This window comes from Stenomitos rutilans (assembly GCF_059505485.1).
In genome coordinates this window covers 179,634-195,322 of sequence record NZ_JCACKR010000160.1, presented here as the reverse complement: position 1 = coordinate 195,322, position 15,689 = coordinate 179,634, and the positions used below count along the sequence as shown (strand labels likewise).

Below are 15,689 nucleotides of genomic sequence, written 5' to 3'. Positions count from 1 at the left end.
ATCGGCTGTTGTCTGACTTCAGACATTGCCACTTCTGTCAATGCGTAAGTTCTATAATTGTTGGTTGTTAGCTCGGAAATAATGCCGTCTAAAAACTAAAAACTTTAGCGAAGCCATGCCGCAGGCTTTACAACCAAAAACTACTTCATGCTGCTGTGCGAAGCTGCTGCATCCAGGCTGACAAATCGGCAAAGGCACGATCGCGGTACATCCCGTAGCGTTCTTGCTTATTGCGAATGCGTTTGGGCAATTCGGGCAGAATGCCGAAGTTGGGCGGCATGGGCTGGAAGTGCTTGGGCGAGGCAGAGCTGATGAAATCGAAGAGAGCACCCATCATGGTTGTGACGGGTAGGGCGATCGGTGCTTGTCCTAATGCAATGCGGGCTGCATTGGTGCCAGTCAGCCAACCGCCTGCGGTCGCCGCCGTATAGCCTTCGGTGCCGATCAATTGCCCTGCGGCTAAAAGTGACGGGCGCTGTTTGAATTGCAGCGTGGCGTGGAGTAATTCTGGCGCATTGACGAAAGTATTGCGGTGCATCACGCCCATCCGCACAAATTCAGCCTTTTCTAAACCGGGAATGAGTTGAAACACCCGTTTTTGTTCACCCCAGCGCAAATTGGTTTGAAAGCCGACCATGTTCCACAGTTGTCCGGCTCGGTCTTCTTGCCGCAGTTGCACGATCGCGTAGGGTCGTTTGGCTTTGTTTTCGGGATCACGAAAGTCGCCCAACCGGGCATCGAAGAGGCCAACGGGCTTTAATGGCCCATAGCGCATGGTATCTTCACCGCGCCGCGCCATTTCTTCGATCGGTAAACAGCCTTCAAAGAACTTGGCGGTTTCTTGCTCAAAGTCCTTCAATTCTGCCTGCTCTGCCTGACAAAGTTCCTGCCGAAAGTGCAGATATTGCTCCCGATTCATCGGGCAGTTGAGGTACGCAGCTTCGCCTCGATCGTACCGAGAAGCCAAAAACGCCACCTCAAAGTCGATCGACTCACCCACGACGATCGGGCTGGCGGCATCAAAAAAACTCATATACTCCATGCCTGTAAAGCAATGGAGATCCTCAGCTAAAGCCGGACTGGTCAACGGCCCTGTCGTCAAGACGCTGATCCCCTCCGTTGGAATGGCGGTGATTTCCTCTCGTCGCAGGTCAATGAGCGGGTGATTCGCCAGCGTTTCCGTCAGATTGCGGCTAAAGACAGCACGATCGACCGCCAGTGCTCCCCCTGCTGGCACGGCATGTTCATCTGCTTTGCCAATGACGATCGAGCCCAAGCGGCGTAGCTCTTCATGCAGCAGACCAGAGGCGCGATCGCTCGACTGCGCCCCAAACGAATTGCTACAGACCAACTCTGCCAGATGCTCCGAGTGATGTGCTGGACTTAACCGTTGAGGTCGCATCTCGTGCAGAATCACAGGAATCCCTGCCTGCGCGATTTGCCATGCTGCCTCAGTGCCCGCTAGCCCGCCGCCAATCACCTGAATCGGTTTCATCTCTGCCATTGCCATCTTGAACCTGTGTGCCTTTTACCAGGATAAGAGGTCAGGCGTGTCTAGTGATTGATCTTCAACCGTTGCATCGTCAGCGCTCAGCACAAAAAATGGGCGCTGACGACCCATCATGCGGTTTCACTCAACCACTTGATCGTTAGTATGGTGGCCGATTTTGCTTGAAGGAGGTCAGCCATTCTCGCACTTGTTCGCCTGCTGCATCCCGACCGCCAAGGCCAAAGGCGATCGCGATCGCCACTGCGACGGCTCCCAACAGCAGCCCAAACGCCAGGTTCACGATGTTGGGTGCAATGCCGATCTGCTCCAGCGAAATAGCCGAAACCAGAGCGACAATCGCAATCCGCGCGGTTTGGGCCAGCACTTTGGACTGAGACGTGTTGGAGCTGCTAATGAGGCTATAGGCAAGATTTGCCAGGTAAAGCCCGATCGCAAACACAACCAGCCCTGCCAGTACACGACCAAAGATGGCAAGCAAGCCCAGCACGACGGCTTTTAAGCCGGGGAAGTTGAGCACATCGATCGCAGCGACGGCGGCAAACAGCATGATGCCTACCAGCACTACGACACCCACAATTTCTGAGGGAGTGCGTGTAGGTGGTGTTGCTAAGCCTGTTTGCTGGAGGGTCGTCTGTCCTTCCAGGGGAGGCGGTACATTTGTAATCGAGGGAGGCGCAGGCGTATAGGGCGTGGTTTGAATGCCCAGCCAGTAAAAGATGTTGTTGAAGCCAACGCTAGTCAGAATGTTCGTCACCAAATCGGCCACAAATTTCCCAAGCACGTAGGCCGCGACCAGAATCAATACAGCCGTGAAGAGTTGCGGTAGGGCATTGAGAATCTGATTCAGCATGGCTGTGGCTGGCCCAGAGATCGAGGGGATCTGGAGGGCATCCAGTGCCGCCGTTGCCGTTGGAATGAGAATCAACACATAGACGATCGTGCCAACCAGCCAGGAAAGCGACTGTCCGCCCGTGCTACGGCTCAAGCCAAAGCGTGCGCCCAAGCGATCAGCTCCGGTAGCCGTCAACAGATTGGTGACAATGCCGCGCACAACCCTCGCAATCACCCAGCCGACTACCCCAATGAGTACGGCCTTCAAAATCTTGGGTAGGGCCGCCAGAATATCATTCAATAAATTCTGCACGGGCTGAAGTGGCCCCTGCAAATCCAGCACGCCCAAAATCAGCGGCAAGAAAAACAGAAAAATCAGCCAGTAGATCGCGGTGCCCAGCGTCTCGCTTAGCAGGAAGGGGGCTTCTGTCGTGACGGGTACACCAGGTTCAGGCGGCGGCGCTGTTTGCGAAAACCGTTCATCCAGCGAAAAGCCCTGTGCAATGCGAACGATGACCGACTTTGCTAACGTTGCCAGCAACCAAGCGATCGCCACTAGAATGGCTGCCGAACCCAGTTTAGGCAGGTAAGCAAAGATCTGATTTAAAAAGTTATTCAGCGGTTGCGATACGGTTGTCAGCTTCAGCGCATCCAGCACCGCTACCGCCGTGACAATGACGATAATCCAAAAGACAATACTGGCAATCAGTTTCTCGATCGGAAACGGCTCACTCCCTGGTTGCTGCCGCAAAACAGAATTGGTAATGCGGTTATCGATATCCGTTCGTTTGAGTAAACCGGCCACAACCTTGCTAACGACGAAAGCAATGATTAAGCCAATGATGAGAATTAGAATGGCCCCGACCACGTTCAAAACGGCAGGCCCCAACGCTCCCAATCCCAGCACGGTTAAAAATTGAGTGATAGGAGAAACAACCGGGCTTGAATCGACGGGTGCAGGCGGTGGTGCTTGCGCCAGCAGACTACTGACTAGCGCTGATGTCTGCACCCCAGATGAGTGGCTAATGCGCTGCAAAATTTCGTTCATGACTGCTTCAATCAACCTCAAATTCAGCAGAAAACATGCAAAACAACCTTTTGTAAGGTAACTGACTAGAGATATACCGCATAATCGTTAAGGTCTGAGCCTTTGTTTGCGAATGACGCAATTATCTGCAAGCGATACGCAACAGGCACAACAAACGATTTGGCTTTCTAAAGAGTTTATTTTTCTTAACAATGGTGCAGGCGCACACCAAAGATGCCAACCCGAAAGATCGCAGACGCAGATCCAACCAGGTGCACAAAACAAGTGGGAGTAGATTACACGGCATCGGTTACCGCATTATCCCTCTTTGTACAGAAAAACATTATGCAGAAAAACGCCTTCAAAGAAGCATATGTCTGAGCCTCAGGTTTTTGAACAGTCCGTTCAAATTAGCGCCAGTGCCACTACTGTCGAACGTTGCCTCACTGACCGCGAGTTAATGCATCGGTGGCTCAACCCTGCCCTGCGTTGCGAACCGATCGATGCATGGTCTACTGAATTGGGCGGGCGCAGTCGCTTTGTCATCCAGACTCCTGTCTTGCAGCCTGCCCTGCATAGTGTAGTGGTGCAGCGCGAACCTGGTTTGATTGTGTGGGAATTCAACGGCTTTTTTAAGGGGCGCGATCGCTGGGAATGTAATCCCGAACTGCAAGGCACCCGCTTGCTCAATCGTTTTGAGTTCACCATTCCCAATCCCCTCATTCGCTTTGGGTTTAACACCTTTGCCGCCACCTGGACTCGTGATGATATGCAGGCACAACTTCGTCGCTTGAAGCGGGTTGCGGAGGAGGCTTATCAGGGGAAGGGATGAAGGGCAGTTAGCAGAAGATAAAAGGCAAAGGTAGAGGATAGAAGGTAGAGGAGAGGGAGCTTTTTTAGGCGATCGGCTCTGGCGCAATAAGAGGCACTGTGCATTCTAGGCGTGTCTGCACATCCTCGTCTGAAGCTTCGACTACGGTTAGCGTGCCTTGCATCAGCAACAAGAGAATCTGACTGGTCATTACATTGAGTCCTGGTGATGGTATTGTTGCCCCAGGTTTGGAAGGCGTTTGGAGAAGATCAACTGCTTCACACAAGCTGAGGAGACGATCGCAGTCGATCCAGATGCGCGCACAGCCTGCTTCCATTGTTGCTGGAACCGAGACGTGGATGTTGCCTTCTGCCATCTCATCAATAGCAGCGTCAATAAGATACAGTAAGACCTGCCGCAGATGCTGGGGATCAGCAAGCACGTACAGGTCGGGATCGGGCAGTGTCAAGCGTAATTTTAGGTTGCGATCGGCCGCTTGTAAGTATGTCAAGTCATACACCGTCTGAAGCAGCGCTGCGAGCTGGAGTGGCTGAAGCTCCATTTTGGTGGTGCCGTGCTGTAGCCTCGCCACAGCTACCACGCCGTCCAACACCTTGATCATCTTCAACGCTGATTCGTGCGCTTGTGCAATAAACTCGCGCTCTTCTTCAGGGTTGTCGCACAGATCTTGCAGAATCAACTGCTGCATCCCAATCAAGCCGTTGAGCGGCGATCGCAACTCATGGGATGTACGGGCTAAAAAGCCCCCCTTAAACTGGCTCATTTCTGTTGCCATCTGATAAGCCAATTGCAGCGGTTGCCATGCTGATTCTGGCTCTTGTTCAAGTGATTGCTTAGGCAACGGCACAATTTCAGCAGAGTTCGTCTGGCGCGATCGCAGATGAAAACTCAACCCCAACAACAATCCCGCCCCCAGCCAAGCCAAATCAGTCCAGTTCATGCTTTTTCACAGTGTGCAAGTTTGATCCCAACCAATCCTACTGCCCCTGTTCCCTACGCCCCCCTACATCCACCACCCCCTGCCGCAAAACATCCCACCCACGCCCATGCCAGCGAATGACCGTTGAGGGCACACCGGAGGCGATCGCCTTGCTGCTAACGTGTGACAGCGCGCCCAACTCCAATGGCAATAAGGTAAAAACCTGGGGAAAGGCTGCTTCAATCTCAGTCATTGTTTGCAGCGCGGGTTCTCCGGATCGATTGGCACTGGTCGTTGCAAGGGGGCCTGTTTGCGCCAGAAGGGCGATCGCAACGGGATGATTAGGTACACGCACACCGATCGTAGTGGGTTGTTCGGGGTTCATCGCTGGTGGTACTCGTTCGCTGGCTGGTAATACCAGCGTTAAGGCTCCCGGTAAGTAGCGATCGGCGACTTGCTGCCAGATTTGTCGTTCTGTCGAGTTTCCAGTGACATATGTCCACAATTCTGCGATCGTGGCTGCCATTAGAATTAGCGGTTTTGCCCGGTCGCGCTGCTTGGCAGCAAAGAGTAAATCGGCTCGATCGGGTCGTGACCCAAGGGCTGGCACAGTATCGGTAGGAAAACTCACCAAATGCTCACCAGTGCGAGCTTTGGCAGCTAACTCAGGCAAGAGAACTTGAGGCATTATGGCTAACAATCATTGTTTTTCTGGACATTTTTTCTATAAGACTCATATTAAACTGGAATTATTGCCTTCCAGGGTTTACCCGCATCCACCAGGCAACAGCCATCAGGCAATTTATTAAGCTTTTTGCACTTTGTCGTCGGCTTCATTGTTTTTTACCAGTTCTTTGTAGCTCCGTAGCCTTTGCAGACCAGCAGTGCCAGATGTCCGATGGCTTCTCCCTAATCACCAACTCCTTGGAAGAACGCGAAGGCCATTGGACTGTGTTCGTTGCTCTCTGACATTCAGTTATGCCATTGATCACGTCAGGCATTTGACGAAACTTAGCCGAAACGTGTAGGGCATAGAAGCCGGTCAGCGCGACGACATCGCGTCAGGCAGTCATCCGCAATACTTGTCGGGACTTAGCACTCTAACGGCTGACTTTTTAGATCAGGGCATGCTATACAAAAGCGTACCGCTTGCAAAGTTGCTCGATCGACCCATTTGAACCTACAAATTTGAAACAACGCTTTGCAAAGCACCAGCCGCTGAACTCACAGGGTGCCATCTCGCCTTCAGTACACCGTTTTATCTACACCGATAGAATGCATACACTACTACATCTGTCGCTAGCACAATTTCGTTCTCCTACAATCCAGAGATCGCTACGTGCCACTTAAAGCTGTTGTGGGAAGGCTGAAACGTAAAGCTCAAAACTTGAAGCTGAGGCACATTGGTCTCAATTCAGTGATACCAGGAGTGATGCAACTAGCTTGTTACGGTTAAATGAACCTCATTCAGCACCATTCATGAAAGCAGAACGATTCGAGGGTCTGCGTGAATACTGTCGAGACGATGCTGCCTTTGAAGCTTTACTGCAAGCGCTCTTCGGAGGTGAGCAGCAACAGCTTGAAACGCTGTTAGCATCGACACAGCCCGAAAGCTATGACTGTTCACAACATGTTCTCTTTCAGGCATCCCTGCTTGACCAGGTTTGTCATGCCGTCATTGCCACGGATCGACAGGGGCAGATTACTCACTGGAATCGCTATGCAGAGATCCTCTTTCACTGGCAGTCCATAGAGGTGATGGGCAAACACATTTATCAGCTATTGGTGCCTGAAAACGGTCAAAAAACGGCTCGCAAAATTCTCACTCGCACAACAGAGGCTCACCCCTGGCGCGGAGAACTTCTCCTACAGCGCAAAGATGGCAGGCAGTTTTGGGCAGACGTCACAAACACCCTGCTGCGTGATGCCACCGGGCACGCGATCGGCTTTGTGGGCATTGCGGTAGATCTTACCGAACGCAAACAGGCACAGGCTCTGCTAGAAATGCAGGCAGAGACGCTACAGGCGCAAACACAGCTACTCAATTTGGCTAATGATGCCATCGTGACGTTCAGTCTCAACGGTGCAATTTCGTTTTGGAATCAGGGTGCCCGTGAGCTTTATGGGTGGGAGTCGATCGAAGCGCTCGGACAACATATTCACACCCTCTTGAAGACTCAACTGCCTCAACCGCTGAAGCAAATTAAAGCGCTGTTGCAACAGCATGGGTACTGGGAAGGCGAAATCGTCCATCAGCAGCGTGACGGTACATCGATCGTGGTGGAAAGTCGATGGGCATTACAGCGAGACGACCACGGTCACCCAATGGCAATTTTGGAGCTGAGCCGTGACATTACCCAGCGTAAGCAGGTTGAAGCCGTGCTCAAAGCCACCCACGAGCAACTAGAGGCACAGGTAATCGCACGCACAGCCGAATTGGCGCAGGCAAATGTGACGTTGCAAGCAGAAATTGCAGAACGACGACAAGCAGAGGTAGCTTTGCAGCAAGCCGAAGCCCGCTATCGCAGCATCTTTGAAAACGCGATCGAAGGCATCTTTCAATCCACACCTGATGGACGCTATCTCAGTGCCAATGCCGCGCTAGCAAAACTCTATGGCTATGCCTCGCCAGAAGAACTGATAGCAACCTTGACCGATATTGCGCATCAGCTTTATGTTGATCCCACTCGACGCGCTGAGTTCAGCCGCCTTGTACAGAGGCATGGGACAGTCGCGAAATTTGAGTCGCAAGTGTATCGCAGAGATCAGAGCACCATCTGGGTTTCAGAGAATGCGCGCGCCGTCTATAGTCCACAAGGCGAACTGCTGTATTACGAAGGCACGAGTGAGGACATTACCGAGCGCAAGCAGGCAGAACTTGCCTTGCAGCAGAGCGAAGCCCGTTATCGTGCGGTGGTTGAAGACCAGACAGAAATGATCGATCGCTTTCTGCCCGATGGCACCATCACCTTTGTGAACGATGCATACTGCCGCTGTCATGGTAAAACGCGCGAAGAACTCATTGGGCAAAACTTTATTCTCCTGTCACCTGAGCATGCACGAGAGGGCATTCGCCGCAAGATCGCCTCGCTGAATCGCGATTGTCCAGCCGTGACGTCAGACCAATTATTCATCACGCCAGATGGGGAAGTCCGGTGGCATCAGTGGACCGATCGCATCTTGTTTGATGAACAAGGAAAGGTCATTGAGTTTCAAGCGACGGGACGAGACATCACTGAGCAGAAGCAGGCCGAGCAGGCACTTCGGGAAAGCGAGGCAAAAAATAGTGCGCTACTCCATGTCATCCCCGACTTCTGGATTCGACACCACCGGGATGGCACGAATCTAGATTGCAAGACCGATACAGCTAGTGAACTGGCGCTACCGATCGATCAACTCATTGGTAGAAAATTTCAGGAATACTTACCTCCCGCGTTGGCACAACAGCGCCTGAAATACATCGAACGCACATTAGAAACAGGCGAACTCCAAACCTTTGAATACCAGATTGAAATCAACGGCGAATGGCGCGAGCAAGAATCACGCATGGTGGTTTGTGGCAAGGATGAAGTGCTTGCGATCGAGCGCAACATTACCGATCGCAAGCAAGCCGAAGCCCGACTCTGGCAGCAAGCAGAGCGCGATCGCTTGCTTGGCACGATCGCACTCCACATTCGCCAATCGCTTGACCTGGAGGAAATACTCCAGCGCACAGTGGCAGAAGTCCGTCAGTTTCTACAGATCGATCGAGTGCTGATTTACCACTTTGCGACTGGCTGTGAAGGAGCGCTCGTCGCCGATGCCGTTGCACCAGAGTGGAATATTCATACCGAAGACAGTCCGCACTACGTCTGGTATCACGATCGTACCGCGCTCTACAACCAGGGTAAAACCCACATCGTGAACGATACAGCTCAGCTAGGACTGTCCGCTGATTATTTAGAGATCATGCAGCGGTTACACATCAAGGCCAAGGTCGTGGTGCCGATCATGCAAAGCGATCAACTGTGGGGCATCCTGGCTGTGCATCAATGCTCCAGCACGCGCCAGTGGCAGCCCTTTGAAATAGCGTTGCTAGAACCCTTGGCGACCCAGGTGGCGATCGCCATTCAGCAGGCACAGTTGTTTAGCCAGGTGCAGCAGCAGGCACAGCGCGAACAACTGCTTAACCAGATTAGTCAAACCATCAACTCCAGCTTTGATGCCGACTACATTTTGCAGGAAATCGCAAATCTGACTGGCGCGTCTTTCAAGGTCGATCGCGTACTGATTCTGACCATTGCAGACGAAGTTTATGTGCGGAACGAATGGCGTGCCAACGACCAGGTAATTTCTCAACTCAGTCTCAAGGCACCGCTGTCAGAATGGCCTGACCTGCTGGATGCAAACTCAGACTTCTACCAGCGTCGGGTGTTCCATGCCCCCGACTACAGCCAGGTACAGTGGACTAAAGTCCGTCAGCAGCAGATGGAACAGGGACAAACGGTCTCTGTGCTCGCATCGCCAATTTTGATTCATGGTCAGTTGTTTGGGTCGATCGCGCTACAGACGACAACATCTCATCGCACCTTCACCGATGAAGATATTCAATTGCTCCAACGGATTGCAGATCAAGCCGCGATCGCCATCTCGAATGCTCAAAGCTACGAACGGTTAGAACACCTTGTCAAAGAACGGACGCAGGAACTAGAGCATGAAAAACTGCTCTCTGAAGCAGCCAACCGGGCGAAGAGCGAGTTTCTGGCGACGATGAGCCATGAGCTACGCACGCCTCTCAACGCCATCTTGGGCTTGTCTCAACTTCTAGAGCAGCAAATCTTTGGGGCGTTAAACGCTAAGCAGGCTGAATACGTTAACCATATTCACACCAGCGGCGAACACCTACTCCTGCTGATTAACGACATCCTAGACCTGGCAAAAGTTGAATCGGGACAGGATACCCTGAACCTGATTTCCATTAATGTTTTAGACCTCTGTAGCTATTGCCTGACCCTTGTGCGCGAACAGGCATACGATCGCGGCTTGCAGCTTAACAGTCAGTTTGACCACGCGGTGAACACCTGTATTGCCGACGAACGGCGACTGAAGCAAATCTTGATCAACTTACTGTCAAATGCCATCAAATTTACACCAGCAGGAACCGTCTCGTTGATTGTCGAGAAGCGTTCTCACGGTACGGCCTTTACGATCGCCGATACTGGCATTGGCATTGCAGCCGAACAGCTCCCGCTCTTGTTCATGCCGTTCTCACAGCTAGACAGCCAGCTAAATCGTCAATATGCAGGTACGGGCCTGGGGTTGGCACTCTCCCGCAATCTTGCCCGACTGCACGATGGCGACATCACGGTCACGTCGATTTTGGGATCAGGCAGTCGGTTTACGCTCTACTTGCCCGATCCCCCAGTGGTAGAAACGCCTTCGCCCTTAGCCCCAGTCGCCTCACCCACAGCCAAAGAACTCTACGCTCAGTCCTGGTCTTCTCGTCGTATCCTCATCGTGGAAGACGATCCCTGTAGCGCGATCGTGTTGCAAGATTACTTACACGCCTTTGGACATCAGGTCGAGCATTTGACCGATGGCGATCATTTTTTAGAAATGGTTCAGCACCTACAGCCCCATCTCGTCCTGATGGATGTACAGCTAGGCAGCGGTCGCACCGGGCTAGAGTTGCTCGCTGAACTTCGTACCCAGCCGAAGTTGTGTCACATTCCTGTCATCATGGTTACGGCAATGGTAATGGCAGGCGATCGCGAAAAATTCATTACCGCTGGTGCAAACGATTACCTCAGCAAACCAGTGGCGCTCCGGGAACTTGAAGAACTGTTGTTGCAATACTTTTGAGCAGGTTGTGCTTGGGCTGGCTAGCAGCGTTCAGCCATTAGCTTGAAAGCAAGCTGATAGCTGAACGCTGACGACTGACAGCTAAAAAACAGGCTGTTGCAGCTACCTGTACCGTTTTATGTGTCATTCACGCATTCTGCGTATAACATGGCTCACATCAAATCATGCTGCGAAGGCTTTGCACTATGGCAATGAGACAGTTGGATCGATGGACACAATTTGGACAGAGTTCAGGTAGCACCTGGCTACGAGCGCTCGTCGTGCCATCGTACTACCGTGCTGTGCTGCGATCAGGCATTGCAGGCTCTTGGGGGTTGGGTGGTTGGGCGATCGTCACCCTCACGGCCACCTCAAGCCAGGCGCAGCAAGTTGTCCCCTTACCACCGCCACCGACCGTATCAGTGCCGGGGTTGTCATCTCCTAACAGTCTCAACTCAACACCGCTACCCGGTAGCGAAACGGTATTTTTGGCCCCTGTCAACCGTTCGGGAGCAACGCTCGGTCAATACACCGTCTATGTGAATGGAGACAGCCCTTACCTGTTGCAGCAAGTGCGGGCGATCGAACCCAGCGCCTCGGTGCAACGCTATCAAGGGCAGTCTGTCATTCAAGCTGGCACCTTTGATAACGAAGCCAGCGCTCGACGGCAAATTACTGCCCTCAACTCTCAAGGCATTATGGCCGAACTAGCGACCAATGCAGCCGTCAATGCAACTCCTTCCAGCTCAGCACCAACCAGCCGTTACGTCGTCGTCATTCCAGGTAGCCAAAACGACCTTCCTGGCTTGGCAGACCGGGTCATTCGGATGGGTATTCGTCAAGAAGCAGTGCAAGAGAAAAGCGCACCGTTTGGGCCACATCTTGAGATTGGCCCATTCGCACAACACAGCGACGCCAAGAAGATTAGTCAGTTCCTCAACGGTGGGGGGCTTGATTCGCTGGTTTACTACAATCGATAAGTCGTTCGTTAGATCGTTGCGTTGTTAGACCGCTAGAGCTTGGCGATGACAGTTGCCTAAAAGCTATCTGCAAATGTTTAAGATTAAATTCAGTTTTAAGGCTGCTGCGATGGTGCTTTGAGATGAGAGTGTTAATCACAGGCTTTGAGCCGAATGATGATGGTTTAAATGCGTCAGAGTTGGTTGTCCTTTCGCTGCGTGATAACCCCACTCAAGAGCTTAATCAGTACATCAATGACGTTGACTTCAAGATTATGCCCGGTAATACACACATCCTTGGGAAAATAGTAGATGAAACTCTCAAAGCAGTCGCACCTGATATTTGCATTGGGGTTGGTCAAGCACGAGGGTACAACAAAATTGCTCTTGAGCGAATGGCAAAGAATTTAAGATACTTCGTGACCTTAGATAAAGCAGGTAATGCACCCAAGGGAGAACCAATTGTCTCCAATGCTCCTGTAGCCTACTGGCATTCTTTGCTGGAGCAAGATAATTTAGTTACTTTACTAGAAAGCCACAATATCCCAGCCAAAGTTTCAAATGACTGTGGAACTCATCTGTGCAATCAAGTTTTTTATCACGCTCTTCACTGGAAGGAAACTTATAAACCTAATATGAAGGTTGGTTTCGTTCATATTCCAGCATTGCCGGAGCAAGTCATCAAGTACTGGGCAGAATCACCATTTATGCCGATGGAGATGACCCGTAAAGCTCTATCGCTAATTATCGATAGGCAAATTCAGTCTGTTACTCCAAGTCCATACGCTGTCTAGCAATACTTTTGCAGCGGTATAGTCGGTTTAGTTGGTGGAAAAGCAGATTATTAACAGCCGCTGAACAGCACCGATGGTCACAGCAGAGGGCGATCGATACCTCTATCTCTGGTCAGTTGCGTCCACTTTAGGGAGGCACTGTACAGTCGTGGTGAGTTGCACATCCACGATGCATCGTGCTGCATCATCTGAGGACTGAAGCCTTGACAGCGCTAGCAAGAACCCAAGCCATTCAGCAAATTGTGGTCACAGCTGCTCAAATGCGAGCGATCGAAGCGCGTCTCTTTGCAGCGGGGATGCCGATCGAAGCCCTGATGGAAAAAGTCGCGGGACTCATTGCGCGCCGAGTCGAAGCACTCTACCCGGATCGACAGCATCTCGGCGTGCTGGTTGGCCCTGGTCACAACGGTGGCGATGCTCTAGTGGTTGCGCGAGAACTGCATTTCAGAGGCTGTGCTGTTTCGCTTTATAACCCGTTTCCCAAGCTCAAAGAGTTGACAGCACAGCATCAGCGTTACTGCCAAAGTCTGGGAATGCCTTTGGTTGAAACCCTAGAGGCGCTACAGGATTGTGATGTTTTGCTTGACGGCTTGTTTGGGTTTGGGCTGGAGCGATCGCCTAGCGACGAAATTGCGGATGCCGTCAGCCAAATCAACCAGTGGCAAAAGCCCATTGTGAGCATTGACCTTCCTTCAGGCTTACACACCGATACAGGTGCAGTCCTGAGAACAGCTATCCGCGCGACTCATACCCTTTGCCTTGGCCTTTGGAAGCAAGGATTGCTGCAAGATCAGGCGCTTGCTTATGTCGGTAAGGCTGAGTTAGTCGATTTTGATGTGCCTCTGTCAGACGCGTGGGCTGTACTGGGCAACCCCCCAACAGTGAGACGCATCACCTCACAGCAAGCGATCACTCACCTTCCGCTCACCCGTCCCGCTGCTACGCATAAGTACAAGATGGGGCACGCGCTGCTCATCTGTGGCTCCCGTCGCTATGCTGGTGGTGCCTTGCTGACGGCTCTTGGTGCACGTGCCAGTGGTGTTGGTATGCTATCGATCGCCGTACCCCAAACGCTGAAAGCCACTCTCACCGCGCAGCTACCTGAAGCGTTAGTATGGGGTTGCCCCGAATTAGACACGGGTGCCATTGCCCAATTGCCGGATGAGATTGATCTAAGCGCCTATCACACGATCGCCTGTGGCCCCGGCTTAACGAAAGATGCAAGTGCTGTAGTGCAACAGGTCTTGAGTCAAACAAAACCGATCGTCCTGGATGCAGATGGTTTAAATATTCTGGCCGAAATGGGTTCTGTTCCTACCTTAAAGGCACGACAAGCGGCAACCATCATCACGCCACACCAGGGAGAATTTAAACGTCTCTTCCCTGATCTTGCCGATCCAATGCCCTGTCGGATCACTGCTGCTCAAAGGGCTGCGGCTACGTCTGGAGCGATCGTGTTGCTCAAAGGGGCGCGAGTGGCGATTGCCAGCCCCGAAGGTGCTGTCTGGGTCAATCCCGACAGTACGGCTGCCCTTGCCCGTGGCGGTAGTGGGGATGTTTTGACAGGGTTACTGGGTGGGTTGGTGGCTCAATGTGTAGCTGCTGGCCCGTCATCCACAGACTCGATACTGGATTGTGTACAATCTGGCGCTTGGTGGCATGCTCAAGCAGGCATACTCGCCATGCAAGAGCGAACCCTCTTGGGCGTTGATGCCCTCACCCTGTCGCAATATCTCATTCCAACGCTACAGCTAGGCATTACATCAAACGTAAGGTACGTGGGTTAATAAGCACCCACCAGGCAACTTTCTAGCCCCATTTAGCTCATGGCATCCAACTCTAGGTGGCTGTACTGAGACATTGCCTGTAGCCAACAGACGCCTGTTACGGAAAGACTGGTACCCTCAGATGAGCGTTCGCATGCGGTGTCGGGTATATTAAGTGCAATTGAGAGTTGCTATTGATCATCAGAGTGCAGTTGTAGAAATTGGTTAAGCTGGCTGCTCACACGTTGTCGTAGTGAGAGGTCTAGCATTCGTGTAAGAAGATAGCTCCATGTATAGCTGCGAGCTTATTCATTGCAGGCATCTTCGACTACGCTATCCCTCTCTACCCCTTTTCAAATATCCCTCATCCGGGCAAGGGGTGGGGAGTGAGAATATCTGTAAAGGGGCGGGTGCTCCTACTGCTGTGATTCATTGGTTTCTCTACCAAGCAAGCCCTTCTTATGGCAAAATCCTCTAAAATCAGCTTCTCCAACGGTTTAGTTGCAGAGTCAATTCGGCTCAAAACACCAGCAGAACTTACGTCTGGGCTGCATCAGTTGGGGTTAGAGGGACGGCACCCAGCATTAGTGTTGATCGGTGGAGCTAGTAAGCTCAGTGAAGCGGATTTTTATCGGTTGCAACGGCTGTTCATTGAGGTGTTAGCACCTCTGGCGCAAAAGTGGCAGGCTGTAGTCATTGATGGTGGCACAGATGCGGGGGTGATGCGTTTGATGGGGCAGGCGCGATCAACCATTGGTGCCAGCTTTCCACTCGTTGGGGTCACACCATTAGGGCTTGCGACATTGCCTGCCAAGGCCGCGACAGCGCTAGAAGCGGCACCGTTAGAACCTCACCATACCCACTTCATTCTGGTACCTGGCTCTAGTTGGGGCGATGAATCAATGTGGATTGCTAAAATTGCTAGCGCGATCGCCGATGCCGCTTCAGTTACAGTGTTAATTAATGGCGGCGAGATTACGTGGAAAGATGCGTCCCAAAGTGTGAAGGCTGATCGCTCAATTATCGTGATCGCAGGCACTGGGCGTACAGCGGATGTACTGGCATCGGCTCTCTACGGCCCTTCTGCGGATGAGCGAGCAGAACCATTGGTGGCTTCTGGCTTGGTGCGCGCGATCGACCTCGAAACGGAAGCCGATGCCCTTGCTGCCATTATTGAGGACATTTTTGCGGCTAAAAGCTAATATGCTCCCAGACGGGCGATCGCTAGCAG

The 15,689-nt window shown here is 52.2% G+C and carries 10 protein-coding genes; 6 read left to right on the top strand and 4 right to left on the bottom strand.

Annotated elements, in window-relative coordinates:
• Window positions 1-145: 145 nt before the first annotated feature.
• Complete coding sequence (gene trmFO, locus AC5JLP_RS33155; RefSeq protein WP_496072139.1) at window positions 146-1,504, bottom strand: FADH(2)-oxidizing methylenetetrahydrofolate--tRNA-(uracil(54)-C(5))-methyltransferase TrmFO; 1,359 nt, start codon at window positions 1,502-1,504, stop codon at window positions 146-148.
• Window positions 1,505-1,649: 145 nt separating this feature from the next.
• Window positions 1,650-3,389, bottom strand: a complete 1,740-nt coding sequence (locus AC5JLP_RS33150) for a mechanosensitive ion channel (protein WP_496072138.1) — start codon at window positions 3,387-3,389, stop codon at window positions 1,650-1,652.
• 352 nt (window positions 3,390-3,741) lie between these two features.
• Between AC5JLP_RS33150 and AC5JLP_RS33145 the strand changes: the two genes are divergently transcribed.
• Window positions 3,742-4,200 (top strand): SRPBCC family protein, encoded by a 459-nt coding sequence (locus AC5JLP_RS33145; protein ID WP_496072137.1) that lies wholly within the window; start codon window positions 3,742-3,744, stop codon window positions 4,198-4,200.
• A 64-nt stretch (window positions 4,201-4,264) separates the two neighbouring features.
• Here AC5JLP_RS33145 and AC5JLP_RS33140 read toward each other — a convergent pair whose 3' ends face one another.
• On the bottom strand, window positions 4,265-5,140 hold the full coding sequence (locus tag AC5JLP_RS33140; protein WP_496072136.1) for a sensor histidine kinase: 876 nt from the start codon (window positions 5,138-5,140) through the stop codon (window positions 4,265-4,267).
• A 37-nt stretch (window positions 5,141-5,177) separates the two neighbouring features.
• Window positions 5,178-5,807, bottom strand: coding sequence for an L-threonylcarbamoyladenylate synthase (locus AC5JLP_RS33135; RefSeq protein WP_496072135.1), 630 nt, complete (start codon window positions 5,805-5,807; stop codon window positions 5,178-5,180).
• 791 nt (window positions 5,808-6,598) lie between these two features.
• Here AC5JLP_RS33135 and AC5JLP_RS33130 point away from each other — a divergent pair.
• From AC5JLP_RS33130 to AC5JLP_RS33110, 5 genes are all read left to right on the top strand, one after another.
• Window positions 6,599-10,960 (top strand): PAS domain S-box protein, encoded by a 4,362-nt coding sequence (locus tag AC5JLP_RS33130; protein ID WP_496072134.1) that lies wholly within the window; start codon window positions 6,599-6,601, stop codon window positions 10,958-10,960.
• 185 nt (window positions 10,961-11,145) lie between these two features.
• Window positions 11,146-11,919 carry a hypothetical protein gene (locus AC5JLP_RS33125; RefSeq protein ID WP_496072133.1) on the top strand — a complete coding sequence of 258 codons (774 nt, stop codon included), beginning with the start codon at window positions 11,146-11,148 and terminating at the stop codon, window positions 11,917-11,919.
• 122 nt (window positions 11,920-12,041) lie between these two features.
• Complete coding sequence (locus AC5JLP_RS33120; RefSeq protein WP_496072132.1) at window positions 12,042-12,692, top strand: pyroglutamyl-peptidase I; 651 nt, start codon at window positions 12,042-12,044, stop codon at window positions 12,690-12,692.
• 203 nt (window positions 12,693-12,895) lie between these two features.
• The gene (locus AC5JLP_RS33115; protein WP_496072131.1) at window positions 12,896-14,479 is read left to right on the top strand and encodes an NAD(P)H-hydrate dehydratase; all 1,584 of its coding nucleotides are present in this window, start codon (window positions 12,896-12,898) and stop codon (window positions 14,477-14,479) included.
• 440 nt (window positions 14,480-14,919) lie between these two features.
• Window positions 14,920-15,660 carry a hypothetical protein gene (locus AC5JLP_RS33110; protein ID WP_496072130.1) on the top strand — a complete coding sequence of 247 codons (741 nt, stop codon included), beginning with the start codon at window positions 14,920-14,922 and terminating at the stop codon, window positions 15,658-15,660.
• Window positions 15,661-15,689 lie beyond the last annotated feature (29 nt).